This is a genomic window from Stappia sp. TSB10GB4 (assembly GCF_900185745.1).
In the GTDB taxonomy this organism is placed as follows: Bacteria; Pseudomonadota; Alphaproteobacteria; order Rhizobiales; family Stappiaceae; genus Stappia.
Window position 1 is genome coordinate 35,685 of record NZ_FYAV01000061.1, and the last position, 18,665, is coordinate 54,349.

Consider the following 18,665-nt stretch of genomic DNA (forward strand, 5'->3'; position numbering starts at 1 on the left):
TTCCGCGCAAGGCTATCCGCGGACGAGCCAGACGATGAAGACGCCGATTATGGCGGCAATCAGTCCGCCCGTCCGCAAGACCCCGTCCGGCAGTTCCAGCATCTGCCGGATCGCCTGTTTCATGGCTCCCGGGGCGAGCGCATAAAGCGCCCCCTCGAGAGCCAGGACGAGGCCAAGCGCAACCCACAGGTCGCTCACTGGGCGAGCGGACCCCGGGCCACCGGCGCCTCGCCGGTGGCGGCGGGCGGCTGCGGCTGGTTGCGTCCGCTGGGATCGCGGAAGTAGCGGAAGAACTCCGAGGTCGGCGACAGCACCATCGAGGTGTCGCCGGTCTTGAGGCCTTCCGAATAGGCCTGCATCGAGCGATAGAAGCTGAAGAACTCCGGATCGCGGTTGAAGGCCTCGGCGAAGATGCGGTTCCGCTCCGCATCGCCGTCACCGCGGATCACCTCGGCGTCGCGATTGGCTTCGGCGACGATGACGGTGGAGTCGCGGTCGGCGCGCGAGCGGATACGCTGCGCCTGCTCGGCGCCCTGCGCACGGATCTCCGTCGCCTCCCGCTGACGCTCCGTCTGCATGCGGCGGAACACCGCATCGGAGTTGGTCTGCGGCAGGTCGGCGCGGCGGATCTTCACATCCACCACCTCGATGCCGATCGGCGCGGCGCGGGCGGCGACGTCCTGACGGATCTGGTCCATCAGCCCGGCGCGGTCGTCACGCACCATCTGCACGAAGGTGGCGCGGGCGAGCACCGAACGCAGGCTCGACTGCAGGAAGGTGGACAGGCGCTGATTGGCCTCGCTGGTGTTGTTCACCGTCTGGAAGAACAGGACCGGATCGGTGATGCGGTAGCGCGCGAAGGCGTCCACCACCAGCCGCTTCTTGTCGAACAGGATCGGCTCGATCAGCGGCATGTTCAGGTCGAGCACGCGCTTGTCGAAATAGACCACGTTCTGGACGAAGGGGATCTTGAACTTCAGGCCCGGCTCCTGCTCGGCCCGCTTGATCTCGCCGAACTGCAGCACCAAGGCCTGCTGGGCCGGGTTGACGATGAACACGGACAGGTAGAAGGCGAGCGCTGCGACGGCGACGATAATGCCGCCGATCCCGAAAATACCGTTCTTCATCACTGGTTGCCTCCGCTGCGGGCGGCGCCCTGGTTTCGGTTGAGCTGGTCGAGCGGCAGATAGGGCACGACGCCCGAGCCGCTGGTGCCCTCGTCGATGATGATCTTGGCGTTGCGGCCGAGAACCTGCTCGATCGTCTCCAGATAGAGACGCTCGCGGGTCACGGACGGAGCCTTCTGGTACTCGTCCAGGATCTTGACGAAGCGCTGCGCCTGACCGTTGGCCTCGGCGACCGTCTGGTCGCGATAGGCGTTGGCTGCTTCAAGCAGGCGGGCCGCCTCGCCTCGGGCCTCCGGCACGACGCGGTTGGCATAGGCCTGGGCCTCGTTCTGGATGCGCTCCTGGTCGGCGCGCGCGGCCTGCACGTCGCGGAAGGCCTCGATGACCTGCTGCGGCGGGTCGACCTTCTGCATCTGGACCTGGGTGACCTCGACGCCGGCGCCGTAAGTGTCGAGCGCGGTCTGCATCAGGCTCTGCACCGCGACCTGGATGGGCGTGCGGTTCTCGCCGAGAATGGCGTCGATGTTGCTCTCGCCGACCACTTCGCGCATGGCGCTTTCGGCGACCGCCTTCACCGTTCCATCCGGGTCCTGGATGTTGAACAGGAAGTTGGAGACGCCCTCCGGCGTGTTCCGGATGCGCCACTGCACCTTGAAGTCGACATCGACGATGTTCTCGTCGCCGGTCAGCATCAGGCTTTCCTCGGCGACATCCTGCGTGGTGACGCGGTTGCCGCTGACGGTCTCGCGCATGCCGACGGTCAGTTCGCGGATGCGCAGGACTTCCGGCGTGTAGACGGCGCCGACCGGATAGGGCCAGTTGTAGTTCAGGCCGGGAGCGGTCTGGTTGGTGACCTCGCCGAAGACCAGCTCGACACCGACCTGGCCCTGCTCGACCCGGTAGAAGCCGGTGGCGAGCCAGACGCCGGCGGCGATGATCACCGCGAGAAGGATGCCCTTGAAGCCGAGATTGCCGCCGCCGGGCAGCACCGTCTTCAGGGTGTTCTGGCTGCGTTTGAGCAGCTCTTCCAGATCCGGCGGGTTGCCACCGCCGCCACCGCCGCGCTGCGGACCGCCCCCCCAGGGACCGCCACCGCCGGAACCGCCCCAGGGGCCACCGCCCCCGCCGCCCTTCCAGCCGCCGCCACCGTTCTGGTTGCTCCAAGGCATCAAGACATCCTTACACTGGGGAAACGGCACCGTACCGTTTCCGGTTGTTCGTCGACACGCCACACGGGCCTAGTCGGGTTATAGGGAGATTGGCCCCGGCTTTCAACGAAAGCCGGCGGATACATCACCTCGTGGAATTGGCGATGGCAGGGCGCGATGTCAATGTGCGACCGGCGGGAAACCGCCGTTCGCACGAGGCGGTGACGAATTGGCGCAGCCGTCCGACGCCTCCGGGCGGCGAAGGCCGCCGCCTGGAACAAGGAACCCTCCCGCCTCAGCCGGTCAGGCGCGCGGCATGCCAGGCGACGTGATCGGCAAGGAAGGTGGAGATGAAATAATAGGAGTGGTCGTAGCCGCCCTGCATGCGCAGGGTGAGGTCGACGCCGGCCTTGTGGCAGGCCCGCTCGAACGCCCAGGGCTTGAGCTGCTCTTCGAGGAAGCCGTCGGCGCTGCCCTGGTCGATCAGGATGTCGCCGGACCAGCCGGTATGCTCGACGAGGTGGCAGGCGTCGTGCGCGGCCCAGGCCGTGCGGTCCGCGCCGAGATAGGCGGTGAAGGCCTTTTCGCCCCAGGGGCAGTCGAGCGGATTGACGATCGGAGCGAAGGCCGAGACCGAGCGGAAGCGGTCGGGATGCTTCATCGCAAGGGTCAAGGCGCCGTGGCCGCCCATCGAATGGCCGGTGACGCCGACGGCGCCCTCCCACACCGGCAGCTCGGCCGAGACGAGGTCGAAGAGCTCGCGCGCAACATAGCTTTCCATCGCGAAATGCGGCGCCCAGGGCGCCTCAGTCGCGTCGATATAGAAGCCGGCGCCCTGGCCGAGGTCGTAGGCGGCGTCATTGGCGACGCCCTCGCCGCGCGGGCTGGTGTCCGGGGCGACGAGGATCAATCCGTATTCGGCGGCAAGGCGCTGGTAGCCGGCCTTGGTGGTGGCGTTCTCCCAGGTGCAGGTGAGGCCGGAGAGATAGAAGAGCGTCGGGCAGGCCTCGCCGCGCAGCGCCTCGGCCGGCAGGAAGGCGGCGAATTCCATGTCCGTGCCGGTGGCGGCGGAGGCATGGCGGTAGACGCGCTGCTCGCCGCCGAAGGCGCGGGCGGAGGAGATGAGGTCGAGGGTCATGGATATCGGCTCTCGCGTGAGGGGATCAGGTGTCGTGGCAAGCGGGATCGCGCAGCATGTCGACATGCGGGATCCCGTCTTCCAGATAGGTCTCGGATACCGGCACGAAACCGTGCGCGGCATAGAAGGTGGTCAGATGCGCCTGCGCCGACAGCGCCTGCGGATGGCCTGGTGCAATGCGCCGGGCTTCGGCAAGAGCGGCGCGCATCAGATAGTCGCCAAGGCCGGTGCCGCGCCAGGCCGGGGCAACGACGATGCGGCCGATGCGCAGCGGGGCTCCCGGCGCGTCCGGTCGCAGCAGGCGCAGGCAGGCGGCAAGCTCCGTGTCGCCAGCGCCGCCCTCGCCGGGAGCGGTGACCAGAAGATGACGGGCGTGCGGATCGCGGCCGTCGATCTCCGGATAGGGGCAGGCCTGTTCGACCACGAAGATATCGACGCGCAGGCGCAGCAGGTCATGGAGCTGGCGCGGCGTGAGCGCGTCCATCTCCGCCCAGAAGGCGGTAAGGGGAGCCCGGCCGGCAATTGCCGGAAGGGCGGGGACTTCGAACGTGGGGCTGGTCATGGCTGCGCTCACGCGCCGGGACCCTGCGTGTCCTTGCCGATCAGCCGGCCGATCTGCTCGACCTGCGCCTCCAGCCGGGCGAGCGCCTCGCCGGTGCGCTCATGCGTCTCGCGCAGCAGCTTGAGGCTCGAGGCGATCAGCGCCATTTCGCTGGCGAGCGGCGTCTCGGCGGGCGCGTCGCCGAGGCCGTAGAGCAGCCAGGTGGGGCTGACGCCGAGAAAGCCGGCCAGCATGGTCAGCCGGTTGGCGCGGGGCTCGGAGCGTCCGGTTTCCCAGGCGCTGACGGTTGCGGTCTTGACGCCGAGGCGCCGGGCGAGCTGGGCGGAGGAGAAGTTCGCCGCCTCGCGTGCACGGCGGATGCGCCCGCCGATGCTGTCGCCGTCACGGGGCTCGGCCCACATGGTTCCGGTTTCGCTCATCGTTCCCCCCGAGTGGTCTTGTGTGGCCGTGGAGACGGCCGGCCCCGCAGGCGGGGCGTGATGCGGGCCGGAAGGCTTCGTCCGCTCCCGGCCCGCTTTGATCAGAACGTGACGACCGAGCGGATCGACTTGCCCTCGTGCATCAGGTCGAAGGCCGTGTTGATCTCCTCGAGCGGCATGGTGTGGGTGATCATGCTGTCGATCTCGATCTTGCCGTCCATGTACCAGTCGACGATCTTCGGCACGTCGGTGCGCCCGCGCGCGCCGCCGAAGGCCGAGCCGCGCCAGGAGCGGCCGGTGACGAGCTGGAACGGCCGGGTGGAGATCTCCTGCCCGGCGCCGGCAACGCCGATGATGATGGATTCGCCCCAGCCCTTGTGGGCGCATTCCAGCGCCTGGCGCATGGTGTCGGTGCGGCCGATGCATTCGAAGGAATAGTCGGCGCCGCCCTTGGTGAGGTCGACGAGATAGGGCACGAGATCGCCCTCGACCTCCAGCGGATTGACGAAATGGGTCATGCCATAGCGCTCGGCCATGGCCTTCTTGTCGGGGTTGATGTCGACGCCGACGATCATGTTGGCGCCGACGAGGCGGGCACCCTGGATGACGTTGAGGCCGATGCCGCCGAGGCCGAAGACCACGACATTGGAGCCCGGCTCGACCTTGGCGGTGTTGACGACCGCGCCGATGCCGGTGGTGACGCCGCAGCCGATGTAGCAGATCTTGTCGAAGGGCGCGTCGGGGCGGACCTTGGCCAGCGCGATCTCCGGCAGCACCGTGTAGTTGGCGAAGGTCGAGGTGCCCATGTAGTGGAAGATCTTCTCGCCGCCGATGGAGAAGCGCGAGGTCCCGTCCGGCATCACGCCGGCTCCCTGCGTCGAGCGGATCTTCTGGCAGAGATTGGTCTTCGGATTGAGGCAGTATTCGCACTCGCGACACTCGGGCGTGTAGAGCGGAATGACATGGTCGCCCGGCTTCAGCGAGGTGACGCCCTTGCCGACCTCGACGACGACGCCGGCGCCCTCATGACCGAGAATGGCCGGGAACAGCCCTTCCGGATCGTCGCCCGACAGGGTGAAGGCATCGGTGTGGCACACGCCGGTCGCCTTGATCTCGACCAGCACCTCGAAGGCGCGCGGGCCCTCGATCTGCACCGTTTCGATCGACAGGGGCTGGCCGGCCTTGAAGGCGACTGCGGCACGTACGTCCATGGAAAACCTCCGGCTATGGGACGATTGGAGAGGGGGAATCCGGTTCCGCCCCGCTTTGGACAGCGATCCTAGGAAATTGGGCCGGCGGACGAAAGGCCCGAGGCGACAAACAGTTGTTTCAGCACGGCGCCTGTGTACAGCGGCGATAGGTCAGGAAGGTGACGTCCGCGGTATCCTTTTCCCCGCGCGGCGGCGTTTCGCGCGTGACTTCCCGCCAGGCCTGCGGATCGATCTTCGGGAACAGCGTGTCGCCCTCGGGCGCCGCATGCACGCGGGTGATCTCCAGCCGGTCCGCCAGGGGAAGGGCGGCGGCGTAGATCGTGCCGCCGCCGACCACCATGATGGCCGAGATGCCGGCCTCGGCGGCGGCATCTGCGGCAAGCGCGAAGGCCTCGTCGAGCGAGCCGGCGCGGGTCGTACCCTCATGCGCCCAGGCGGCATCGCGGGTGACGACGATGGTGCGGCGGCCGGGCAGCGGGCGGCCGATGGACTCGAAAGTCTTGCGGCCCATCACCATGGGATGGCCGAGGGTGAGGCGCTTGAAATGCTTCAGGTCGGTGGAGAGCTTCCAGGGCATGTCGCCGTCCGCGCCGATCACGTCGTTCTCGCCGACGGCGGCGACGAGCACGATCTCGGGTCTTGCGGATGCGGTCATGTCCGGCTCCTGGCGGGTGGTCGTCGGCGCCTGTAGTAGCGCCCTCGCCCTCAAATGAAAACGGCCCGCGGGTGCGGGCCGTCTCCGTTTTGCTCAGAACGCGCGGGAAAGCGCGTGCGGATCAGTTGCGCTCCTTGTCGACCAGGGCGCCCTTCTTGATCCACGGCATCATGCCGCGCAGCTTCTCGCCGACTTCCTCGATCTGGTGAGCGTCGTTGAGGCGGCGGGTCGCCTTGAAGCGGGCCTGGCCGGCCTTGCATTCCTGCATCCACTGCGAGGTGAACTTGCCGGTCTGGATGTCGGTCAGGATGCGCTTCATCTCGGCCTTGGTCTCCGGCGTGATGACGCGCGGGCCGGACATGTACTCGCCCCACTCAGCGGTGTTGGAGATCGAGTAGTTCATGTTGGCGATGCCGCCCTCGTAGATCAGGTCGACGATCAGCTTCACCTCGTGCAGGCACTCGAAATAGGCCATTTCCGGGGCGTAGCCGGCCTCGACCAGCGTCTCGAAGCCGGCGCGGATCAGCTCGACCAGGCCGCCGCAGAGCACCGCCTGCTCGCCGAACAGGTCGGTCTCGCACTCTTCCTTGAAGGTGGTCTCGATGATGCCCGAACGGCCGCCGCCGACGCCGCAGGCATAGGCCAGGCCGAGGTCGAGGGCGTTGCCCGAGGCGTCCTGATGGACGGCGACGAGGCACGGCACGCCGCCGCCCTTCTCGTATTCGCCGCGCACGGTGTGGCCCGGGCCCTTCGGCGCGACCATGAGGACGTCGACGGTGGGCTTGGCCTCGATCAGGCCGAAATGCACGTTGAGGCCGTGGGCGAAGGCGATGGCCGCGCCGTCGCGGATGTTGCCGGCGATATGGTCGCGATAGATGTCGGCCTGCAGCTCGTCCGGGGTGGCCATCATCATCAGGTCGGCCCAGCCGGCCGCCTCGGCGACGCTCATGACCGTGAGGCCGTCGGCCTCGACCTTCTTGGCGGTGGTGGAGCCGGGACGCAGGGCGACGACGATCTCCTTGACGCCGGAATCCTTGAGGTTCAGCGCATGGGCGCGGCCCTGGCTGCCATAGCCGATGACGGCGACCTTCTTGGACTTGATCAGGTTGAGGTCGGCATCGCGATCATAATAAACGCGCATCTGGTGTCTCCCGTTTGGCGTTTGGATTGGGCCGGGAACCGTTCCCGGCCGGGGTCAGCTCCGCCCCTGCCGCGCGCTGTTGCGCGGCAGGGGCGGATGAAGGGCAATGAACTGGTCGACAGCGCGGCGCGCCTGACCGGCGAAGTCGGCATCCTCGCCGAGCGGCGGCTGGCCGAGCAGCCAGCGGCCATGGGCATCGCGAATGATGAGGCCATACAGCGTGCGATAGGCCTCCGTCGCATCGTCGAAATCGACATGACCCTGGTCGCGGCCGGCCTCCAGCAGGGTGCGGGCGCGGGTGGCGATGCGCTCGCGGCCGCGCTCCAGCAGCAGGCGGCCGAGCGGCGCTCCGTGGCGGCTGGCATGGGCGATGGCGATGCGGTTGAGCGCCAGCGAGGTGTCGCCGGCCAGCACCGTCAGCAGGTCCTCGGCGAAGGTGGCGAGCCGGCCGCGGAACTCGGCAAGGTCGAGGGCGCCGGCGCTTTCGCTCGGCACCCGGACCTTGGCGGCCTGATGCGCGACGATGGCGGCGAGCAACCCGTCGCGGTCGCCGAACCAGCGATAGAGGCTCTCCTTGGAGCAGTTCGCCGCACGCGCCACCGCCGCCGTGGTCAGCGCCTTCTCGCCGCCGTCGACGACAAGGCGCAGCGCCGAGGCGAGGACCTCGTTCTGGCGCGGCGTGAAATCGCTGTCGGGGACGGGGGGCATGGCGGCTGTGCGATCGTCGGTTGCGGAGAGCGAGGCGTCGGGACCGGGGTTCGGAAGTGGGCTTCGGGACCGGGCTTCGGGACCAGGCTTCGGGAGTGGACCGTTCAGGTGGACGCCTGGCGGATCCGGTGTGAGAAAAGCTTGGTACCGTACGGTACGGTTCGGCGGGCACACTCGCGCGGATGCGCGGACGCGTCAAGGGGAAAACGGCTGTCGTCGCGCGGTGGCGGTCGGCGGCGGCGGGAGGGGATGGGCACGGCGACCCAAGACGCGCCGTCGCCGAGGTTGGCTGCCGTCCGGCGTTGCACGGAAAACACGCGGGCCGGACGATCTGCCGCAGGGGTGACGACTTGTCCTTGCCGACGCAGGGGAATCGGGCGCAGGCTGGTAGTCCTGACATGGGTGTTTTGGGAGTCCTCGCGAAAGCGGGCTTCGAGGCGCAGCGGTTTTGCGCTAGGGTCCCCAACCGCAGATGGGGGGTCCCGACATCCGGCATTGGATGGCGACCGGCATGAGGCCGGCCAGCGAGAGCGAGGACCCGCATGATCTTCGGTAAAACTCCGGTTAGCGGATACGCCTTGCGTTGACCTACGTCGCTTTCTCCTCTTCGCTCCGTGTCCTGATGCTCGCATCGGCCCTGGCCCTGCCGGGGAGCGTTGCCGTGGCGGCGGCCCCGCAGGCGCCTGCCGTTGGCGCCAGGGCATTGCAGCCGGCCTCGCCGGACAGGGCCCGCCTGCCGCTGGCGCGGCTGTTCACGCCGTTGCGGCTGGAGGGAGCGATCCTCAAATGGGGCGCGCCGCAGGTCGGCACGCCGGCGCGGGTGACCTATGCCTTCGCCAGCGGTCCGGTGAACCGGCCGGAGGCGCGCAACTGCCGGCAGATGCAGGACTTCGACACTCTGGCGGATGCCTCCGGCGAGGCGCCCGCGGCCGTGCGCGCCGAAGCCGTTGCCGCCTTCCGCATGTGGGGCGAGGCGAGCGGCCTCGTCTTCGAGGAAGCGGCGAGCGAGGAGGCGGCGAACATTCTGCTCGGCGCCCAGGCGATGCCGAGGGGATACGCCTTCACCAATGTCGATTTCGCCCGGCAGGATGGGTCCGGCCTGATCGAGGCCGGTGGCTCGGACGGGCGCGGGCTGAGCCTGCCGGTCGCGAGTGAGACGGGCGAGGGCAAGACCGCGCCGGTGGCTGCCTGGGTGGCTTCGATCACCCGCTCGGCCATCTGCCTGAACCCCCGGCACGACTGGAAGATCGGATTCGACGGCAACCTTGCGGCCTATGACCTGCGCTACACGTTCGCGCATGAGATCGGCCATGCCATCGGCCTCGACCATCACTTGCAGGGGCCGTCGATCATGCATTTCAAGTATAGTGAAATTTTCCAAGGTCTTCAGGCGGCGGACATTTCCGGCGTGCAATGGCTTTATGGTCCTCCCGCGCGCTGATACGGGCCATCCTCTTGCCAGGATTGTGGTGTATGAGCGCGTTTTTCAAAAATATTAAACGCCTGTTTTCAAAGGTCCTGCCGCCTCGGTGAGGGGCCGGAAAAAGATCACGATCGTTCCTTAGTCTATGTCTGACTGTCCCGCCCGGCGCCATTCCGGCGGCGCGGCCAGAGGACGCGACCAGGGAGACGACGATGAAGACGCTACTTGCCACGACCGCAACGCTCGCAGTTCTTTCGATGGGGGCGGCCTGGGCCCAGTCGGCGACGGAGCCGCAGGTCGATGAACCTCTCATCGAGGAAACGACGCCGGGCGCGGCCATGCCTGCCGACCAGGTGCCGGAGACCGTTGTTCCGCAGGCCGGCCTGCCGCAGGCGGGCGCCGCGAGTTTCCTCGCCGAGCAGCAGGAAGGCCACTGGCTGACCAGCAACCTGATCGGCCGGAACGTGCTCACTCCGGACGGCGACTCCATCGGCCAGGTCGCGGCTCTGGAAATCGGCCCCGAGGGCCAGGTGACCTCGCTGGTGATGACCGTGGGCGGCTTCCTCGGCCTTGGCGCAAGGCAGATCGCCGTGCCGTTCGAGGCGGTCGAGCACATCACCAGCGAGCCGGGGGACCACCAGTTGATCCTGGCGACCACCGCCGAGGAGATCGAGGCGGCGCCGGACTTCAAGACGCTGGTGCAGAAGCGGCAGGAAGAGGAAGCCATCCGCGCCCAGCGGGAGATGGGGGCAGACCGGCCGATGACGGTCGATCCGGCCAATCCTCCGAGCACGGCACAGTGATCGATGGTTTGGCGATCGGTCCAGTGATCGGTGAGGGCGGGACGGGCCGCGCCGGGGCGTGGCCCGTTCGTCGTGCGGGGGCTTGGCGATCGGGGACTTGCCGATCGGGGCTTGCAGATCGGGGGTCTGTAGTAGCGCGCTAATACCCGCGCTGCGGGCCGGCTTGCTAGGGTTGTGGCGGTCGAAAGACCGGCGGGCAGTGCCTTCACGGGTGCCGCGGACCGGTCGTCACACTGCCAGGGAGGACAGCAGCATGGCCGCGAAGAAGATCCTGATGATCACCGGTGACTTCACCGAGGACTACGAGACGATGGTTCCGTTCCAGACCCTGCTTGCGGTCGGGCACCAGGTGCATGCGGTGTGTCCGGGCAAGAAGGCGGGGCAGACGGTGGCCACGTCCATCCATGATTTCGAGGGCGACCAGACCTATAGCGAAAAGCGCGGCCACAATTTCGCGCTCAACGCCACCTTCGCCGAGGTCGATCCCGCCGATTACGACGCGCTGGTGATCCCCGGCGGACGGGCGCCCGAATATCTGCGGCTCGACGCGGATGTGATCGCCGCCGTGAAGCATTTCTTCGAGGCCGGGAAACCGGTCGCCGCGATCTGCCACGGGGCGCAACTGCTGGCGGCGGCGCGGGTGATCGAGGGGCGCACGGTCTCGGCCTATCCGGCCTGCCGCCCGGAGGTGGAACTGGCCGGCGGCACCTATGCGGAGATCGCCATCGACGGCGCCGTCACCGACGGCAATCTGGTCACCGCACCCGCCTGGCCGGCGCATCCGGCCTGGCTGTCGCAGTTCATGACCGTGCTCGCGGCCTGAGCCGCTCCCTCGCTTGCTCGGACAAGGCTTGCGGCCGCCGACGGACGGCCGCAAGCTCTCGAACGACTGCCGCAGGGAGGATGCGCATGTGCAAATTGTTCATCGAGGCCGATCCGGCCTTGTGGGAAAGCGCTACGAAGTCGCTGAGGATCGACAGGATGGCGACCAGCGTGCGGCTGGAAGCCTTCTTCTGGACGGTGCTGGAGGAGATCGCCACCCGCGACGGCATGACCCTGGTGCAACTGATCACAAGGCTCCATCACGAATCCATCGAGGCGGGCCATGATCTCGGCAATTTCGCCTCGTTCCTGCGGGTCTGCTGCGGGCGCTATCTGGCGCTGCAACTGAGCGGCGACATTCCGCGCGATCTTTCGACACCGATCTCCTCGCTCGACAGTCCGCGCATTCTCGACCGCGAGCGGGAACGGGAACGGCTGCACTGACCGCAGCCGCGCCTTGCGGGCCTTCCCGGCCTGGCGTCAGAGGAAGAGTTCGCCGCTCGAGACGATGACGGCCTGGCCGCCGATGCGCACGGCGTTGAGCGCCCCGGCCGATATGTCCACTTCCAGATCGATCAGGGAGGGGCGGCCCATGTCGCAGCCCTGCTCGATGCGCAGGTAGTGGGTTCCGTCCGTCAACCTGTCGAAATGGCGCACGACCCCGGCGAAGGCGGCCGCGGCGGCGCCGGTCGCCGGATCCTCGCCGATGCCCATATGGGGGGCGAACATGCGGGCGGAGAAGGTGCTGTCTTGGGAATTGGTCTGGCGGCAATAGAGATAGGCGCCGATCTCGCCGCCATGGCCGAAGGCGTCCACCCAATAGCGATGCACCGGGGTGACCCGCGACAGGGCGGCAAGGTTCGCCACCGGAACGAAAGCGAAGGGGACGCCCGCCTCGAAGGCGCAGGGCCGGTGGTTCTCGAAGCCGATCTCGCTCGGCTCCAGGCCGACGGCGGCGGCAATGATCTCCCGGTCGCCCAGGGGATCGCAGGGCCGGGACAGGCGCGGCACATCGAATTCCGCAAAGCCCGCCGCCCCGTTCTTCAGCACGACGCCGCAGCGCACGTTGCCGACACCTTCCTCCAGCACCACCATGGCATTGTGATCGGCATCGGACTCGATGTCGCCGAACCGCTCCTTGGCAAGCAGGATCGCGGTGCCGACGGTCGGGTGGCCGGCAAAGGGCAGTTCGCGCGCCGGGGTGAAGATGCGCAGCCTGGCCGAATGGGCCGGATTGTCCGGCGGCAGCACGAAGACCGTTTCCGAGAGGTTGAATTCGCGGGCGATGGCCTGCATGCGGGCATCCGACAGCCCTTCCGCGTCCAGCACGACAGCCAGGGGATTGCCCGCAAGCGCCTGATTGGTGAACACGTCGAGGACAAAGAAGCGTCGGGGCATCGTGAGGTTCCCTGCTGGGCGGCGGCGGCGTTTCGCCTTGCCGGACTTCGGGTTGCGCCGACGGAGCCGACGACGGGCGAGACTGTGGCATGGTCGGGCGCCGCTTGCCAACCGGCCAGTGGGGCGGGGCTCGTTGCCAGGCTAACGCTTCGTTAACTGCTCGGGTTTCGACAAAACCGCCGACCCTGCCGCAGCGTATGACCCGGCATGACCGAGGATCTCACCAGTTTCACCCGGGGCGGCATTGCCGTGGTTGCCGGCGCAACAGGCGGCATCGGCTCCGCCTTGGCCCGCCGGATCGAGGCAAGCGGGCGCTTCGATGCCGTGGAGCGGCTCGCGCGCAGCCTTGCGCCGGGCTTCGACCTGGAGGACGAGGACAGCATCGCCGCCGCGGCCCGGCGGATCGGCGCGATGGGGCCGCTGCGCTTGTTCGTCGATGCGACCGGCCTCTTGAGCGATGCGCAGATGCAACCGGAAAAGGCGCTGCGCCAGATCGACCCGGTGGCCATGGAGCGCTCGTTCCGCATCAACGCCATCGGGCCGGCGCTGCTCATCAAGCATTTCGCGCCGCTGTTTCCGCGAGAGGGCAGGGGCGTGCTGGCGACCCTGTCGGCCAAGGTCGGCAGCATCAGCGACAACCGCCTCGGCGGCTGGATCAGCTACCGGGCCTCCAAGGCGGCGCTGAACCAGATCCTGCGCACCGCGTCGATCGAGCTTGCCCGGCGCCAGCCGGAGCTGGTGCTGCTGGCGCTGCATCCGGGCACCGTGGATACGGGACTGTCTCGCCCCTTCGCCCGCGCCGGGCTGACGGTGCGCACGCCGGACGAGGCGGCACGCCGGCTGCTGTCGGTGATCGACGGTGCGGGGCGCGAGGACAGCGGCGCGTTTTTCTCCCATGACGGCGAAAGGCTGCCCTGGTAGGGCCGTCGGCCACCTGTTGCCAGCGGGGAAGGGGGACGTGTAGAAGGCTCGGCAGGCCGACACCTTAGCCGACGAGCCCCAACGCAGACATGACCGACATCCGGATTTCCGCCTTCTATCACTTCGCGTCCCTGCCGGACTTCGAGGCCCTGCGCCAGCCGCTGCTGGAGACAGCCGAGGCGGCCGGCATACGCGGGTCGATCCTGCTGGCGAGTGAGGGCGTCAACGGCACGATCGCCGGAAGCGAGGAGGGCGTTGCGCAGGTGCTGGCCTGGCTGCGAAGCGATTGCCGTCTTTCCGGCCTCCAGGAAAAGGCCTCCTGGGCCGAGCGCCTTCCCTTCGCCCGGCTGAAGGTGCGGCTGAAGCGGGAGATCGTCAGCCTCGGCGTTGCCGGCATCGACCCGACCCGCGAGGTCGGTACCTATGTGCCGCCGCAGGACTGGAACGCGCTGATCAGCGATCCGGATGTGCTCGTCGTGGATACGCGCAACGACTACGAGGTGGCCTTCGGCACGTTCGAGGGCGCCTGTTCGCCCGATACCCGCTCGTTCCGCACCTTCCCCGAATGGCTGCGGCGGCGGCAGCAACAGGAGCAGGCGTCGGGGCCGCGCAAGGTGGCGATGTTCTGCACCGGCGGCATCCGCTGCGAGAAGGCGAGCGCGCTGCTGCTCTCGCAAGGCTTCGAGGAGGTCTATCACCTCGAAGGCGGCGTCCTGAACTATCTGGAAAAGGTGCCGCAGGCGGAGAGCCTGTGGCGCGGCGACTGTTTCGTCTTCGACGAGCGGATCGCCGTCGACCACGATCTGCGCCCGACCTGGGGCCGCAACGCCCCGGACGAGGCGCTGCCCGTGCTGCCGCGCGACATCGCGGTTGCGGCGCGCGAGGATGCGGCTAAAGGCTGAAGCGGCAGGCCGGCAGGCCGGTCGCGCCGGGCTTCAGCAGGAACAGGCAGCCGGAGTCCGGAAACGCCGCCAACAGGTCGGGGGCGTTGGGCGGGCGCAGGCTGGTCACCACCATCTCGTCCAGCGCGGGGCCGCAGAAGCAGGGCATGGTCGGGCGCGGCACCGGCATCGGGATCGCCTCGATAAGCGTGCCGTCGGGGGCGAACCAGTTGAGCAGGCCGGCGGAGACGCCCGCCGACCAGTAGCGCCCCTTGGCGTCCACCGTGCCGCCGTCCGGACGTCCGGTCTCGTTGGTGAGCTGGGCGAAGAGGCGCCGCCCGGAGATCGCGCCGGTTGCCGCGTCGAAATCCCAGGCCTCGATGTGCCCCGGCCGGCTGTCGGCATGATAGAGCACCGTCCCGTCGGGCGACCAGGCAAGACCGTTGGAGACGGTCACGCCCTCGACGAGGCGGGCGGTGGTGCCGTCGCGGGCGATCCGGTAGAGCGCGCCGATCGGCTGGCGGTCGGGTCGGTCGTCCATGGTGCCGACATAGAAGGCGCCGTCCGGGCCGACCTTGCCGTCATTGAGGCGGGTGCGCGGATCGCCGGCCTCGATCTCGGCCAGGGTCTCGATGGCGCCGGTCGACAGGGTGAAGAGCACGACGCGGTTGCGCAGGGCGACAATGAGGCGGTCGTCGTCCTCAGTCAGGCCGAGCGAACCGACCACGTCCGGCAGGTCCCAGTGGCGCTCTGCCCGGCTCTGCCAGTCGCGCGCGTGGATGCGCTTGCCGAGGATGTCGCACCAGTAGAGGCGCCCGGTGCGCTCGTCCCAGGTCGGGCCCTCGGCAAGCTCGCAGCGGGTGTCGCTGAGACGGGAAATCGTGTGGGCCATGAGTCCTCCTCGGGGATCGTCCTGAAAACGGTCCCCCGTTGTCGGACGAGGCGGGCGCGCGATCAAGCGTCTTGCGGCAAAAGGATTGGGGCCGGGGAAAAGCGCGGCCTCAGGCGCGCGCCCTGGCGCAGGCGCGCGGCGGATGGCGGGTGGCCAGGGTGTCGCGGAGAAGATCGGCCGCAAGCCGCTGGATGCTGGCCATGCTGTCGGGCTTGGTGACGACCGCGTCGGCGCCGGCGCGCAGGGCCAGTTCGGCGGTGCGGGCACTTTCGGTCGTCGACAGGATGATGATCGGCGTGGCATCGAGGCAGCGCCGGGCGCGCAGGGCGGCGAGCACGTCGAGCCCGGTCAGGCCCGGCATGTTCATGTCGAGCAGGATGGCGTCGGGCAGGGGAAGGCCGGCCGAGATCGTCCGGTCGATCTCGGCAAGGGCGGTAGCGCCGTCGGCGGCGGTGACGAGCGAGAGCGTTTCGGGTTCGGGACAGGCGCGCTGCAGCAGATGGCCGAACATCCACAGGTCGTCCGGATCGTCGTCGACGATCAGGAGCGTCAAGCCGGATAGGCCCCTGGATATACCTGCTGCCTTCATACCTGGACCGCCAAGGCTGGGCCTCGCGAAAAATCCCGAGCGCTTAATCAGTCTATCAGTAAATTAGACAGGGTACCAGAAGGTCGGCCTGCGACCTTCTGGCCGGGTCGGCGGTCGGGCGGCGGCGTTACCTGTCGTCGTCTTCCGGCAGCGGATAGGCGGTGCTGCGGGAAATGGTGCGAATCGCGAAGGAGGAGCGCATGCGCGAGACGCCCGGCAGGCGGGCGAGATGGTCGCGGTGGATGCGCTCGAAGTCGATCGGATCGGCGGCGGTGATGCGTAGCAGATAGTCGGCGTCGCCCGCCATCAGGTGGCATTCCATGATTTCCGGCGAGCGGGCGACGGCCTGCTCGAAGCGGGTCAGCACCTCGTTCGACTGTGAGGTGAGCGAGATTTCCACGAAGATGTTCATCCGCCGCCCGATGCGGGTCTGGTCGAGCAGGGCGACATAGCGGTCGATGACGCCGCTGTCCTCCAGCATCCTTACCCGGCGCAGGCAGGCGGAGGCGGACAGGCCGACAGCGTCCGCAAGGTCGGCATTGGCGATGCGCCCGTCGAGCTGCAGCAGGGCAAGGATATGCCGGTCGATCCGATCCAGCTTTGCGACTTCCTTCGAATAATGTTTCATCAATACTGACTTTCACGCTGCGATCTTGCGCAGATTGCGAAGGCAAGGCCGACAACGCAAGCAAATTCGAGGCGTTTTCGCGTAACATTCCCGATCATCCCGACCGCCGCGCGGTCGAGCACGGAGGAGGTACAACAATGCGCATCGGTGTGCCGAAGGAAATCAAGAACCACGAATATCGCGTCGGCCTGACCCCTGACAGCGTCCGGGAACTGGTGGCCAATGGCCATGAGGTGCTGGTCGAGACCGGGGCGGGGCAGGGCATCGGCGCGGACGATGCCGATTATCAGGCCGCCGGCGCGGGGATCGCCGCGACCGCGGCCGAGGTCTTCGAGGCCTCGACGATGATCGTCAAGGTGAAGGAGCCGCAGGCGGCCGAGCGGGCGATGCTGCGGCCGGACCACCTGCTCTTCACCTATCTGCATCTGGCGCCGGATGCGGCGCAGACCGCCGATCTCGTCAAGTCGGGCGCCACCTGCATCGCCTATGAGACCGTCACCGACGGGCGCGGCGGGCTGCCGCTGCTGGCGCCGATGTCGCAGGTCGCCGGCCGGCTGTCGGTGCAGGCGGGCGCGACCGCGCTGGAGCGGGCGCATGGCGGCGCCGGCGTGCTACTCGGCGGCGTGCCGGGCGTGGCGCCGGCCAAGGTGGTGGTGATCGGCGGCGGCGTCGTCGGCGCCCATGCGATCACCATGGCGCTCGGCCTTGGCGCCGACGTGACCGTCCTCGACCGGTCCATCGACGTGCTGGGCAGCCTCTCGGCGCGCTTCGGCGCTGCGCTGCGCACGGTCTATTCGACCCGCTCGGCGGTGGAGCAATATGTGCTGGAGGCGGATCTGGTGATCGGCGCGGTGCTGGTGCCGGGAGCGGCGGCGCCGAAGCTCGTCACCGCCGACCATGTGCGGCGGATGAAGGCCGGTTCGGTGCTGGTGGATGTCGCCATCGACCAGGGCGGCTGCTTTGAGACCTCGCATGCCACCACCCATGCCGAGCCGACCTATGTGGTCGACGGGGTGGTGCATTACTGTGTCGCGAACATGCCGGGCGCGGTGCCGCGCACCTCGACCTATGCGCTCAACAACGCGACGCTGCCCTTCACCCTGGCGCTCGCCAACAACGGCTACGCCAAGGCGCTGGCGGACAACCCGCATCTGATGAACGGGCTGAACGTCCACGCCGGTCATGTGACCTGCGAGGCGGTGGCGACGGCGCTCGGCTACGACTATGTCGCGCCGGCCAAGGCGCTGGCCAGCGGCATCTCCGCCGCCGCCTGATCGCGGCCGCAGGGCTGAACGCAGCAAGGCCGGCCAGGATCCCTGGCCGGCCTTCAGTTTGCTTACAAACCCCTCGTTTTTTCATGAGACTCGAAAACGAGGGGTTTTGATTCCGATATGTTCACGGTCTGAATCTGTGACGTTCCGTGAATCTCAGGCGTTTCGGAGTGCCTCCGAGGTTTGTCAGCAGTCTGAAGGCCGGCCAGGATCCCTGGCCGGCCTTGCTTGTGTGCGAACTTTTGGAACCGCGACCTAGGGGCAGGCCACATAGTGGCGACGGCCGTAGCGGTCGGTGGTGACGCAGTTGCGGGGTGTGGTGGCCGAGCCGATCACCGCGCCGCTGGCGCCGCCAATGGCACCGCCCACGAGTGCACCGCCGACATCGCCCGTTGCGGCGGCTCCGATGGCAGCGCCGGTGGCGGCGCCGAGGCCGCCGCCGACCAGCGCGCGGTCACGCTGGCTGTCGGCCTGACAGGCGGCAATCAGCAGGGTCGCCGCCGTAACGATCACGATCTTATTCATCAAATTCGCCTCCGATTGGTTGGCCGGACTGCGTTTCGCGAGAAACGCATGCACCACCGCAACGGTCGGCCGAAGCTTGCGTTGCGGCGGTCAGGCATGTCCCTCTCGGGCGGGCGAGGTCGCCTCTTACGGGCAGGCAACCCGGTAGCGACGGCCGTAGCGGTCGGTCGCGATGCAGTTCTTCGGCGTGGTGGCCGAGCCGACCATGGCACCGCCGACACCGCCGATGACACCGCCGACCAGTGCGCCGCCGACATCGCCGGTCGCCGCCGCGCCGATCACCGCGCCGGTCGCGGCACCGAGGCCGCCACCGACCAGCGCGCGGTCACGCTGGCTGTCGGACTGGCACGCCGCCAGCAGAAGGGCCGTTGCACCCACGAGAACAATCCTGACCATTTTTCAA

23 protein-coding genes are annotated in these 18,665 nt (G+C 68.2%); 7 read left to right on the plus strand and 16 right to left on the minus strand.

The window, feature by feature from the left end:
* Positions 1 to 12: 12 nt before the first annotated feature.
* From TSB10GB4_RS18175 to TSB10GB4_RS18220, 10 genes are all read right to left on the minus strand, one after another.
* Positions 13 to 198 (minus strand): DUF2065 domain-containing protein, encoded by a 186-nt coding sequence (locus TSB10GB4_RS18175; protein WP_186386215.1) that lies wholly within the window; start codon positions 196 to 198, stop codon positions 13 to 15.
* Positions 195 to 1,127, minus strand: coding sequence for a protease modulator HflC (gene hflC, locus TSB10GB4_RS18180; protein WP_186386214.1), 933 nt, complete (start codon positions 1,125 to 1,127; stop codon positions 195 to 197). Before hflC ends, TSB10GB4_RS18175 begins: the two co-directional genes overlap by 4 nt.
* Positions 1,127 to 2,296 (minus strand): FtsH protease activity modulator HflK, encoded by a 1,170-nt coding sequence (hflK, locus tag TSB10GB4_RS18185; RefSeq protein WP_186386213.1) that lies wholly within the window; start codon positions 2,294 to 2,296, stop codon positions 1,127 to 1,129. The genes hflC and hflK overlap by 1 nt, the downstream gene beginning before the upstream one ends.
* Positions 2,297 to 2,570: 274 nt before the next feature.
* A complete protein-coding gene (gene fghA, locus TSB10GB4_RS18190; RefSeq protein WP_186396911.1) occupies positions 2,571 to 3,413 on the minus strand; it encodes an S-formylglutathione hydrolase in 843 nt (280 codons plus the stop codon).
* Between the two features lie 25 nt (positions 3,414 to 3,438).
* Positions 3,439 to 3,975 carry a GNAT family N-acetyltransferase gene (locus tag TSB10GB4_RS18195; protein WP_186396912.1) on the minus strand — a complete coding sequence of 179 codons (537 nt, stop codon included), beginning with the start codon at positions 3,973 to 3,975 and terminating at the stop codon, positions 3,439 to 3,441.
* Positions 3,976 to 3,983: 8 nt separating this feature from the next.
* The gene (locus TSB10GB4_RS18200; protein WP_186396913.1) at positions 3,984 to 4,394 is read right to left on the minus strand and encodes a helix-turn-helix domain-containing protein; all 411 of its coding nucleotides are present in this window, start codon (positions 4,392 to 4,394) and stop codon (positions 3,984 to 3,986) included.
* 101 nt (positions 4,395 to 4,495) lie between these two features.
* A complete protein-coding gene (locus TSB10GB4_RS18205; RefSeq protein WP_186396914.1) occupies positions 4,496 to 5,605 on the minus strand; it encodes an S-(hydroxymethyl)glutathione dehydrogenase/class III alcohol dehydrogenase in 1,110 nt (369 codons plus the stop codon).
* A gap of 118 nt (positions 5,606 to 5,723) precedes the next feature.
* Positions 5,724 to 6,260 (minus strand): dihydrofolate reductase, encoded by a 537-nt coding sequence (locus tag TSB10GB4_RS18210; protein WP_186396915.1) that lies wholly within the window; start codon positions 6,258 to 6,260, stop codon positions 5,724 to 5,726.
* A 121-nt stretch (positions 6,261 to 6,381) separates the two neighbouring features.
* Entirely contained in the window at positions 6,382 to 7,401 is a 1,020-nt protein-coding gene (gene ilvC / locus TSB10GB4_RS18215; protein ID WP_186396916.1) for a ketol-acid reductoisomerase, read from the minus strand.
* 54 nt (positions 7,402 to 7,455) lie between these two features.
* On the minus strand, positions 7,456 to 8,109 hold the full coding sequence (locus TSB10GB4_RS18220) for a TetR/AcrR family transcriptional regulator (protein ID WP_186396917.1): 654 nt from the start codon (positions 8,107 to 8,109) through the stop codon (positions 7,456 to 7,458).
* Between the two features lie 583 nt (positions 8,110 to 8,692).
* On the opposite strand from TSB10GB4_RS18220, the gene TSB10GB4_RS18225 reads away from it, so the two are divergent.
* The 4 genes from TSB10GB4_RS18225 to TSB10GB4_RS18240 all read left to right on the plus strand — a co-directional run bounded on the left by TSB10GB4_RS18225 (position 8,693) and on the right by TSB10GB4_RS18240 (position 11,601).
* Positions 8,693 to 9,550: a matrixin family metalloprotease gene (locus TSB10GB4_RS18225; RefSeq protein ID WP_186396918.1), complete on the plus strand. Its 858-nt coding sequence runs from the start codon at positions 8,693 to 8,695 to the stop codon at positions 9,548 to 9,550.
* 194 nt (positions 9,551 to 9,744) lie between these two features.
* Positions 9,745 to 10,335 carry a PRC-barrel domain-containing protein gene (locus TSB10GB4_RS18230; protein ID WP_186396919.1) on the plus strand — a complete coding sequence of 197 codons (591 nt, stop codon included), beginning with the start codon at positions 9,745 to 9,747 and terminating at the stop codon, positions 10,333 to 10,335.
* A 253-nt stretch (positions 10,336 to 10,588) separates the two neighbouring features.
* Positions 10,589 to 11,158 (plus strand): DJ-1/PfpI family protein, encoded by a 570-nt coding sequence (locus TSB10GB4_RS18235; protein ID WP_186386203.1) that lies wholly within the window; start codon positions 10,589 to 10,591, stop codon positions 11,156 to 11,158.
* 86 nt (positions 11,159 to 11,244) lie between these two features.
* Entirely contained in the window at positions 11,245 to 11,601 is a 357-nt protein-coding gene (locus tag TSB10GB4_RS18240; RefSeq protein WP_186386202.1) for a ribbon-helix-helix domain-containing protein, read from the plus strand.
* 36 nt (positions 11,602 to 11,637) lie between these two features.
* Here the strand turns inward: TSB10GB4_RS18240 and TSB10GB4_RS18245 are convergent, their stop codons facing one another.
* Entirely contained in the window at positions 11,638 to 12,555 is a 918-nt protein-coding gene (locus TSB10GB4_RS18245; protein WP_186386201.1) for a PhzF family phenazine biosynthesis protein, read from the minus strand.
* 207 nt (positions 12,556 to 12,762) lie between these two features.
* On the opposite strand from TSB10GB4_RS18245, the gene TSB10GB4_RS18250 reads away from it, so the two are divergent.
* Both TSB10GB4_RS18250 and TSB10GB4_RS18255 read left to right on the plus strand, forming a co-directional pair.
* Complete coding sequence (locus TSB10GB4_RS18250) at positions 12,763 to 13,476, plus strand: SDR family NAD(P)-dependent oxidoreductase (protein ID WP_186396920.1); 714 nt, start codon at positions 12,763 to 12,765, stop codon at positions 13,474 to 13,476.
* An 89-nt stretch (positions 13,477 to 13,565) separates the two neighbouring features.
* Complete coding sequence (locus tag TSB10GB4_RS18255) at positions 13,566 to 14,378, plus strand: rhodanese-related sulfurtransferase (RefSeq protein ID WP_186396921.1); 813 nt, start codon at positions 13,566 to 13,568, stop codon at positions 14,376 to 14,378.
* Here the strand turns inward: TSB10GB4_RS18255 and TSB10GB4_RS18260 are convergent.
* The 3 genes from TSB10GB4_RS18260 to TSB10GB4_RS18270 all read right to left on the minus strand — a co-directional run bounded on the left by TSB10GB4_RS18260 (position 14,368) and on the right by TSB10GB4_RS18270 (position 16,466).
* The gene (locus tag TSB10GB4_RS18260) at positions 14,368 to 15,249 is read right to left on the minus strand and encodes an SMP-30/gluconolactonase/LRE family protein (RefSeq protein ID WP_186396922.1); all 882 of its coding nucleotides are present in this window, start codon (positions 15,247 to 15,249) and stop codon (positions 14,368 to 14,370) included. The two genes, TSB10GB4_RS18255 and TSB10GB4_RS18260, sit on opposite strands and share 11 nt — an antisense overlap.
* A gap of 109 nt (positions 15,250 to 15,358) precedes the next feature.
* On the minus strand, positions 15,359 to 15,802 hold the full coding sequence (locus TSB10GB4_RS18265; RefSeq protein WP_186396923.1) for a response regulator: 444 nt from the start codon (positions 15,800 to 15,802) through the stop codon (positions 15,359 to 15,361).
* Between the two features lie 163 nt (positions 15,803 to 15,965).
* Positions 15,966 to 16,466: an Lrp/AsnC family transcriptional regulator gene (locus TSB10GB4_RS18270; RefSeq protein ID WP_186396924.1), complete on the minus strand. Its 501-nt coding sequence runs from the start codon at positions 16,464 to 16,466 to the stop codon at positions 15,966 to 15,968.
* 137 nt (positions 16,467 to 16,603) lie between these two features.
* Here TSB10GB4_RS18270 and ald point away from each other — a divergent pair, with 137 nt between their 5' ends.
* Positions 16,604 to 17,740, plus strand: coding sequence for an alanine dehydrogenase (gene ald, locus TSB10GB4_RS18275; protein ID WP_186396925.1), 1,137 nt, complete (start codon positions 16,604 to 16,606; stop codon positions 17,738 to 17,740).
* Between the two features lie 252 nt (positions 17,741 to 17,992).
* Here the strand turns inward: ald and TSB10GB4_RS18280 are convergent, their stop codons facing one another.
* Positions 17,993 to 18,262, minus strand: a complete 270-nt coding sequence (locus tag TSB10GB4_RS18280) for a glycine zipper domain-containing protein (RefSeq protein ID WP_186386194.1) — start codon at positions 18,260 to 18,262, stop codon at positions 17,993 to 17,995.
* A gap of 126 nt (positions 18,263 to 18,388) precedes the next feature.
* Positions 18,389 to 18,658, minus strand: coding sequence for a glycine zipper domain-containing protein (locus tag TSB10GB4_RS18285; RefSeq protein WP_186386193.1), 270 nt, complete (start codon positions 18,656 to 18,658; stop codon positions 18,389 to 18,391).
* Between the last annotated feature and the right edge of the window lie 7 nt (positions 18,659 to 18,665).

Coding starts and splice junctions, on each gene's coding strand:
- TSB10GB4_RS18230 (WP_186396919.1), top strand. CDS start 9,745: ATGAAGACGCTACTTGCCACGACCGCAACGCTCGCAGTTCTTTCGATG.
- TSB10GB4_RS18200 (WP_186396913.1), bottom strand. CDS start 4,394: ATGAGCGAAACCGGAACCATGTGGGCCGAGCCCCGTGACGGCGACAGC.
- TSB10GB4_RS18220 (WP_186396917.1), bottom strand. CDS start 8,109: ATGCCCCCCGTCCCCGACAGCGATTTCACGCCGCGCCAGAACGAGGTC.
- hflC (WP_186386214.1), bottom strand. CDS start 1,127: ATGAAGAACGGTATTTTCGGGATCGGCGGCATTATCGTCGCCGTCGCA.
- TSB10GB4_RS18210 (WP_186396915.1), bottom strand. CDS start 6,260: ATGACCGCATCCGCAAGACCCGAGATCGTGCTCGTCGCCGCCGTCGGC.
- TSB10GB4_RS18245 (WP_186386201.1), bottom strand. CDS start 12,555: ATGCCCCGACGCTTCTTTGTCCTCGACGTGTTCACCAATCAGGCGCTT.
- TSB10GB4_RS18270 (WP_186396924.1), bottom strand. CDS start 16,466: ATGAAACATTATTCGAAGGAAGTCGCAAAGCTGGATCGGATCGACCGG.
- TSB10GB4_RS18240 (WP_186386202.1), top strand. CDS start 11,245: ATGTGCAAATTGTTCATCGAGGCCGATCCGGCCTTGTGGGAAAGCGCT.
- TSB10GB4_RS18195 (WP_186396912.1), bottom strand. CDS start 3,975: ATGACCAGCCCCACGTTCGAAGTCCCCGCCCTTCCGGCAATTGCCGGC.
- ald (WP_186396925.1), top strand. CDS start 16,604: ATGCGCATCGGTGTGCCGAAGGAAATCAAGAACCACGAATATCGCGTC.
- TSB10GB4_RS18285 (WP_186386193.1), bottom strand. CDS start 18,658: ATGGTCAGGATTGTTCTCGTGGGTGCAACGGCCCTTCTGCTGGCGGCG.
- TSB10GB4_RS18280 (WP_186386194.1), bottom strand. CDS start 18,262: ATGAATAAGATCGTGATCGTTACGGCGGCGACCCTGCTGATTGCCGCC.
- TSB10GB4_RS18255 (WP_186396921.1), top strand. CDS start 13,566: ATGACCGACATCCGGATTTCCGCCTTCTATCACTTCGCGTCCCTGCCG.
- hflK (WP_186386213.1), bottom strand. CDS start 2,296: ATGCCTTGGAGCAACCAGAACGGTGGCGGCGGCTGGAAGGGCGGCGGG.
- TSB10GB4_RS18250 (WP_186396920.1), top strand. CDS start 12,763: ATGACCGAGGATCTCACCAGTTTCACCCGGGGCGGCATTGCCGTGGTT.
- ilvC (WP_186396916.1), bottom strand. CDS start 7,401: ATGCGCGTTTATTATGATCGCGATGCCGACCTCAACCTGATCAAGTCC.
- fghA (WP_186396911.1), bottom strand. CDS start 3,413: ATGACCCTCGACCTCATCTCCTCCGCCCGCGCCTTCGGCGGCGAGCAG.
- TSB10GB4_RS18235 (WP_186386203.1), top strand. CDS start 10,589: ATGGCCGCGAAGAAGATCCTGATGATCACCGGTGACTTCACCGAGGAC.
- TSB10GB4_RS18260 (WP_186396922.1), bottom strand. CDS start 15,249: ATGGCCCACACGATTTCCCGTCTCAGCGACACCCGCTGCGAGCTTGCC.
- TSB10GB4_RS18205 (WP_186396914.1), bottom strand. CDS start 5,605: ATGGACGTACGTGCCGCAGTCGCCTTCAAGGCCGGCCAGCCCCTGTCG.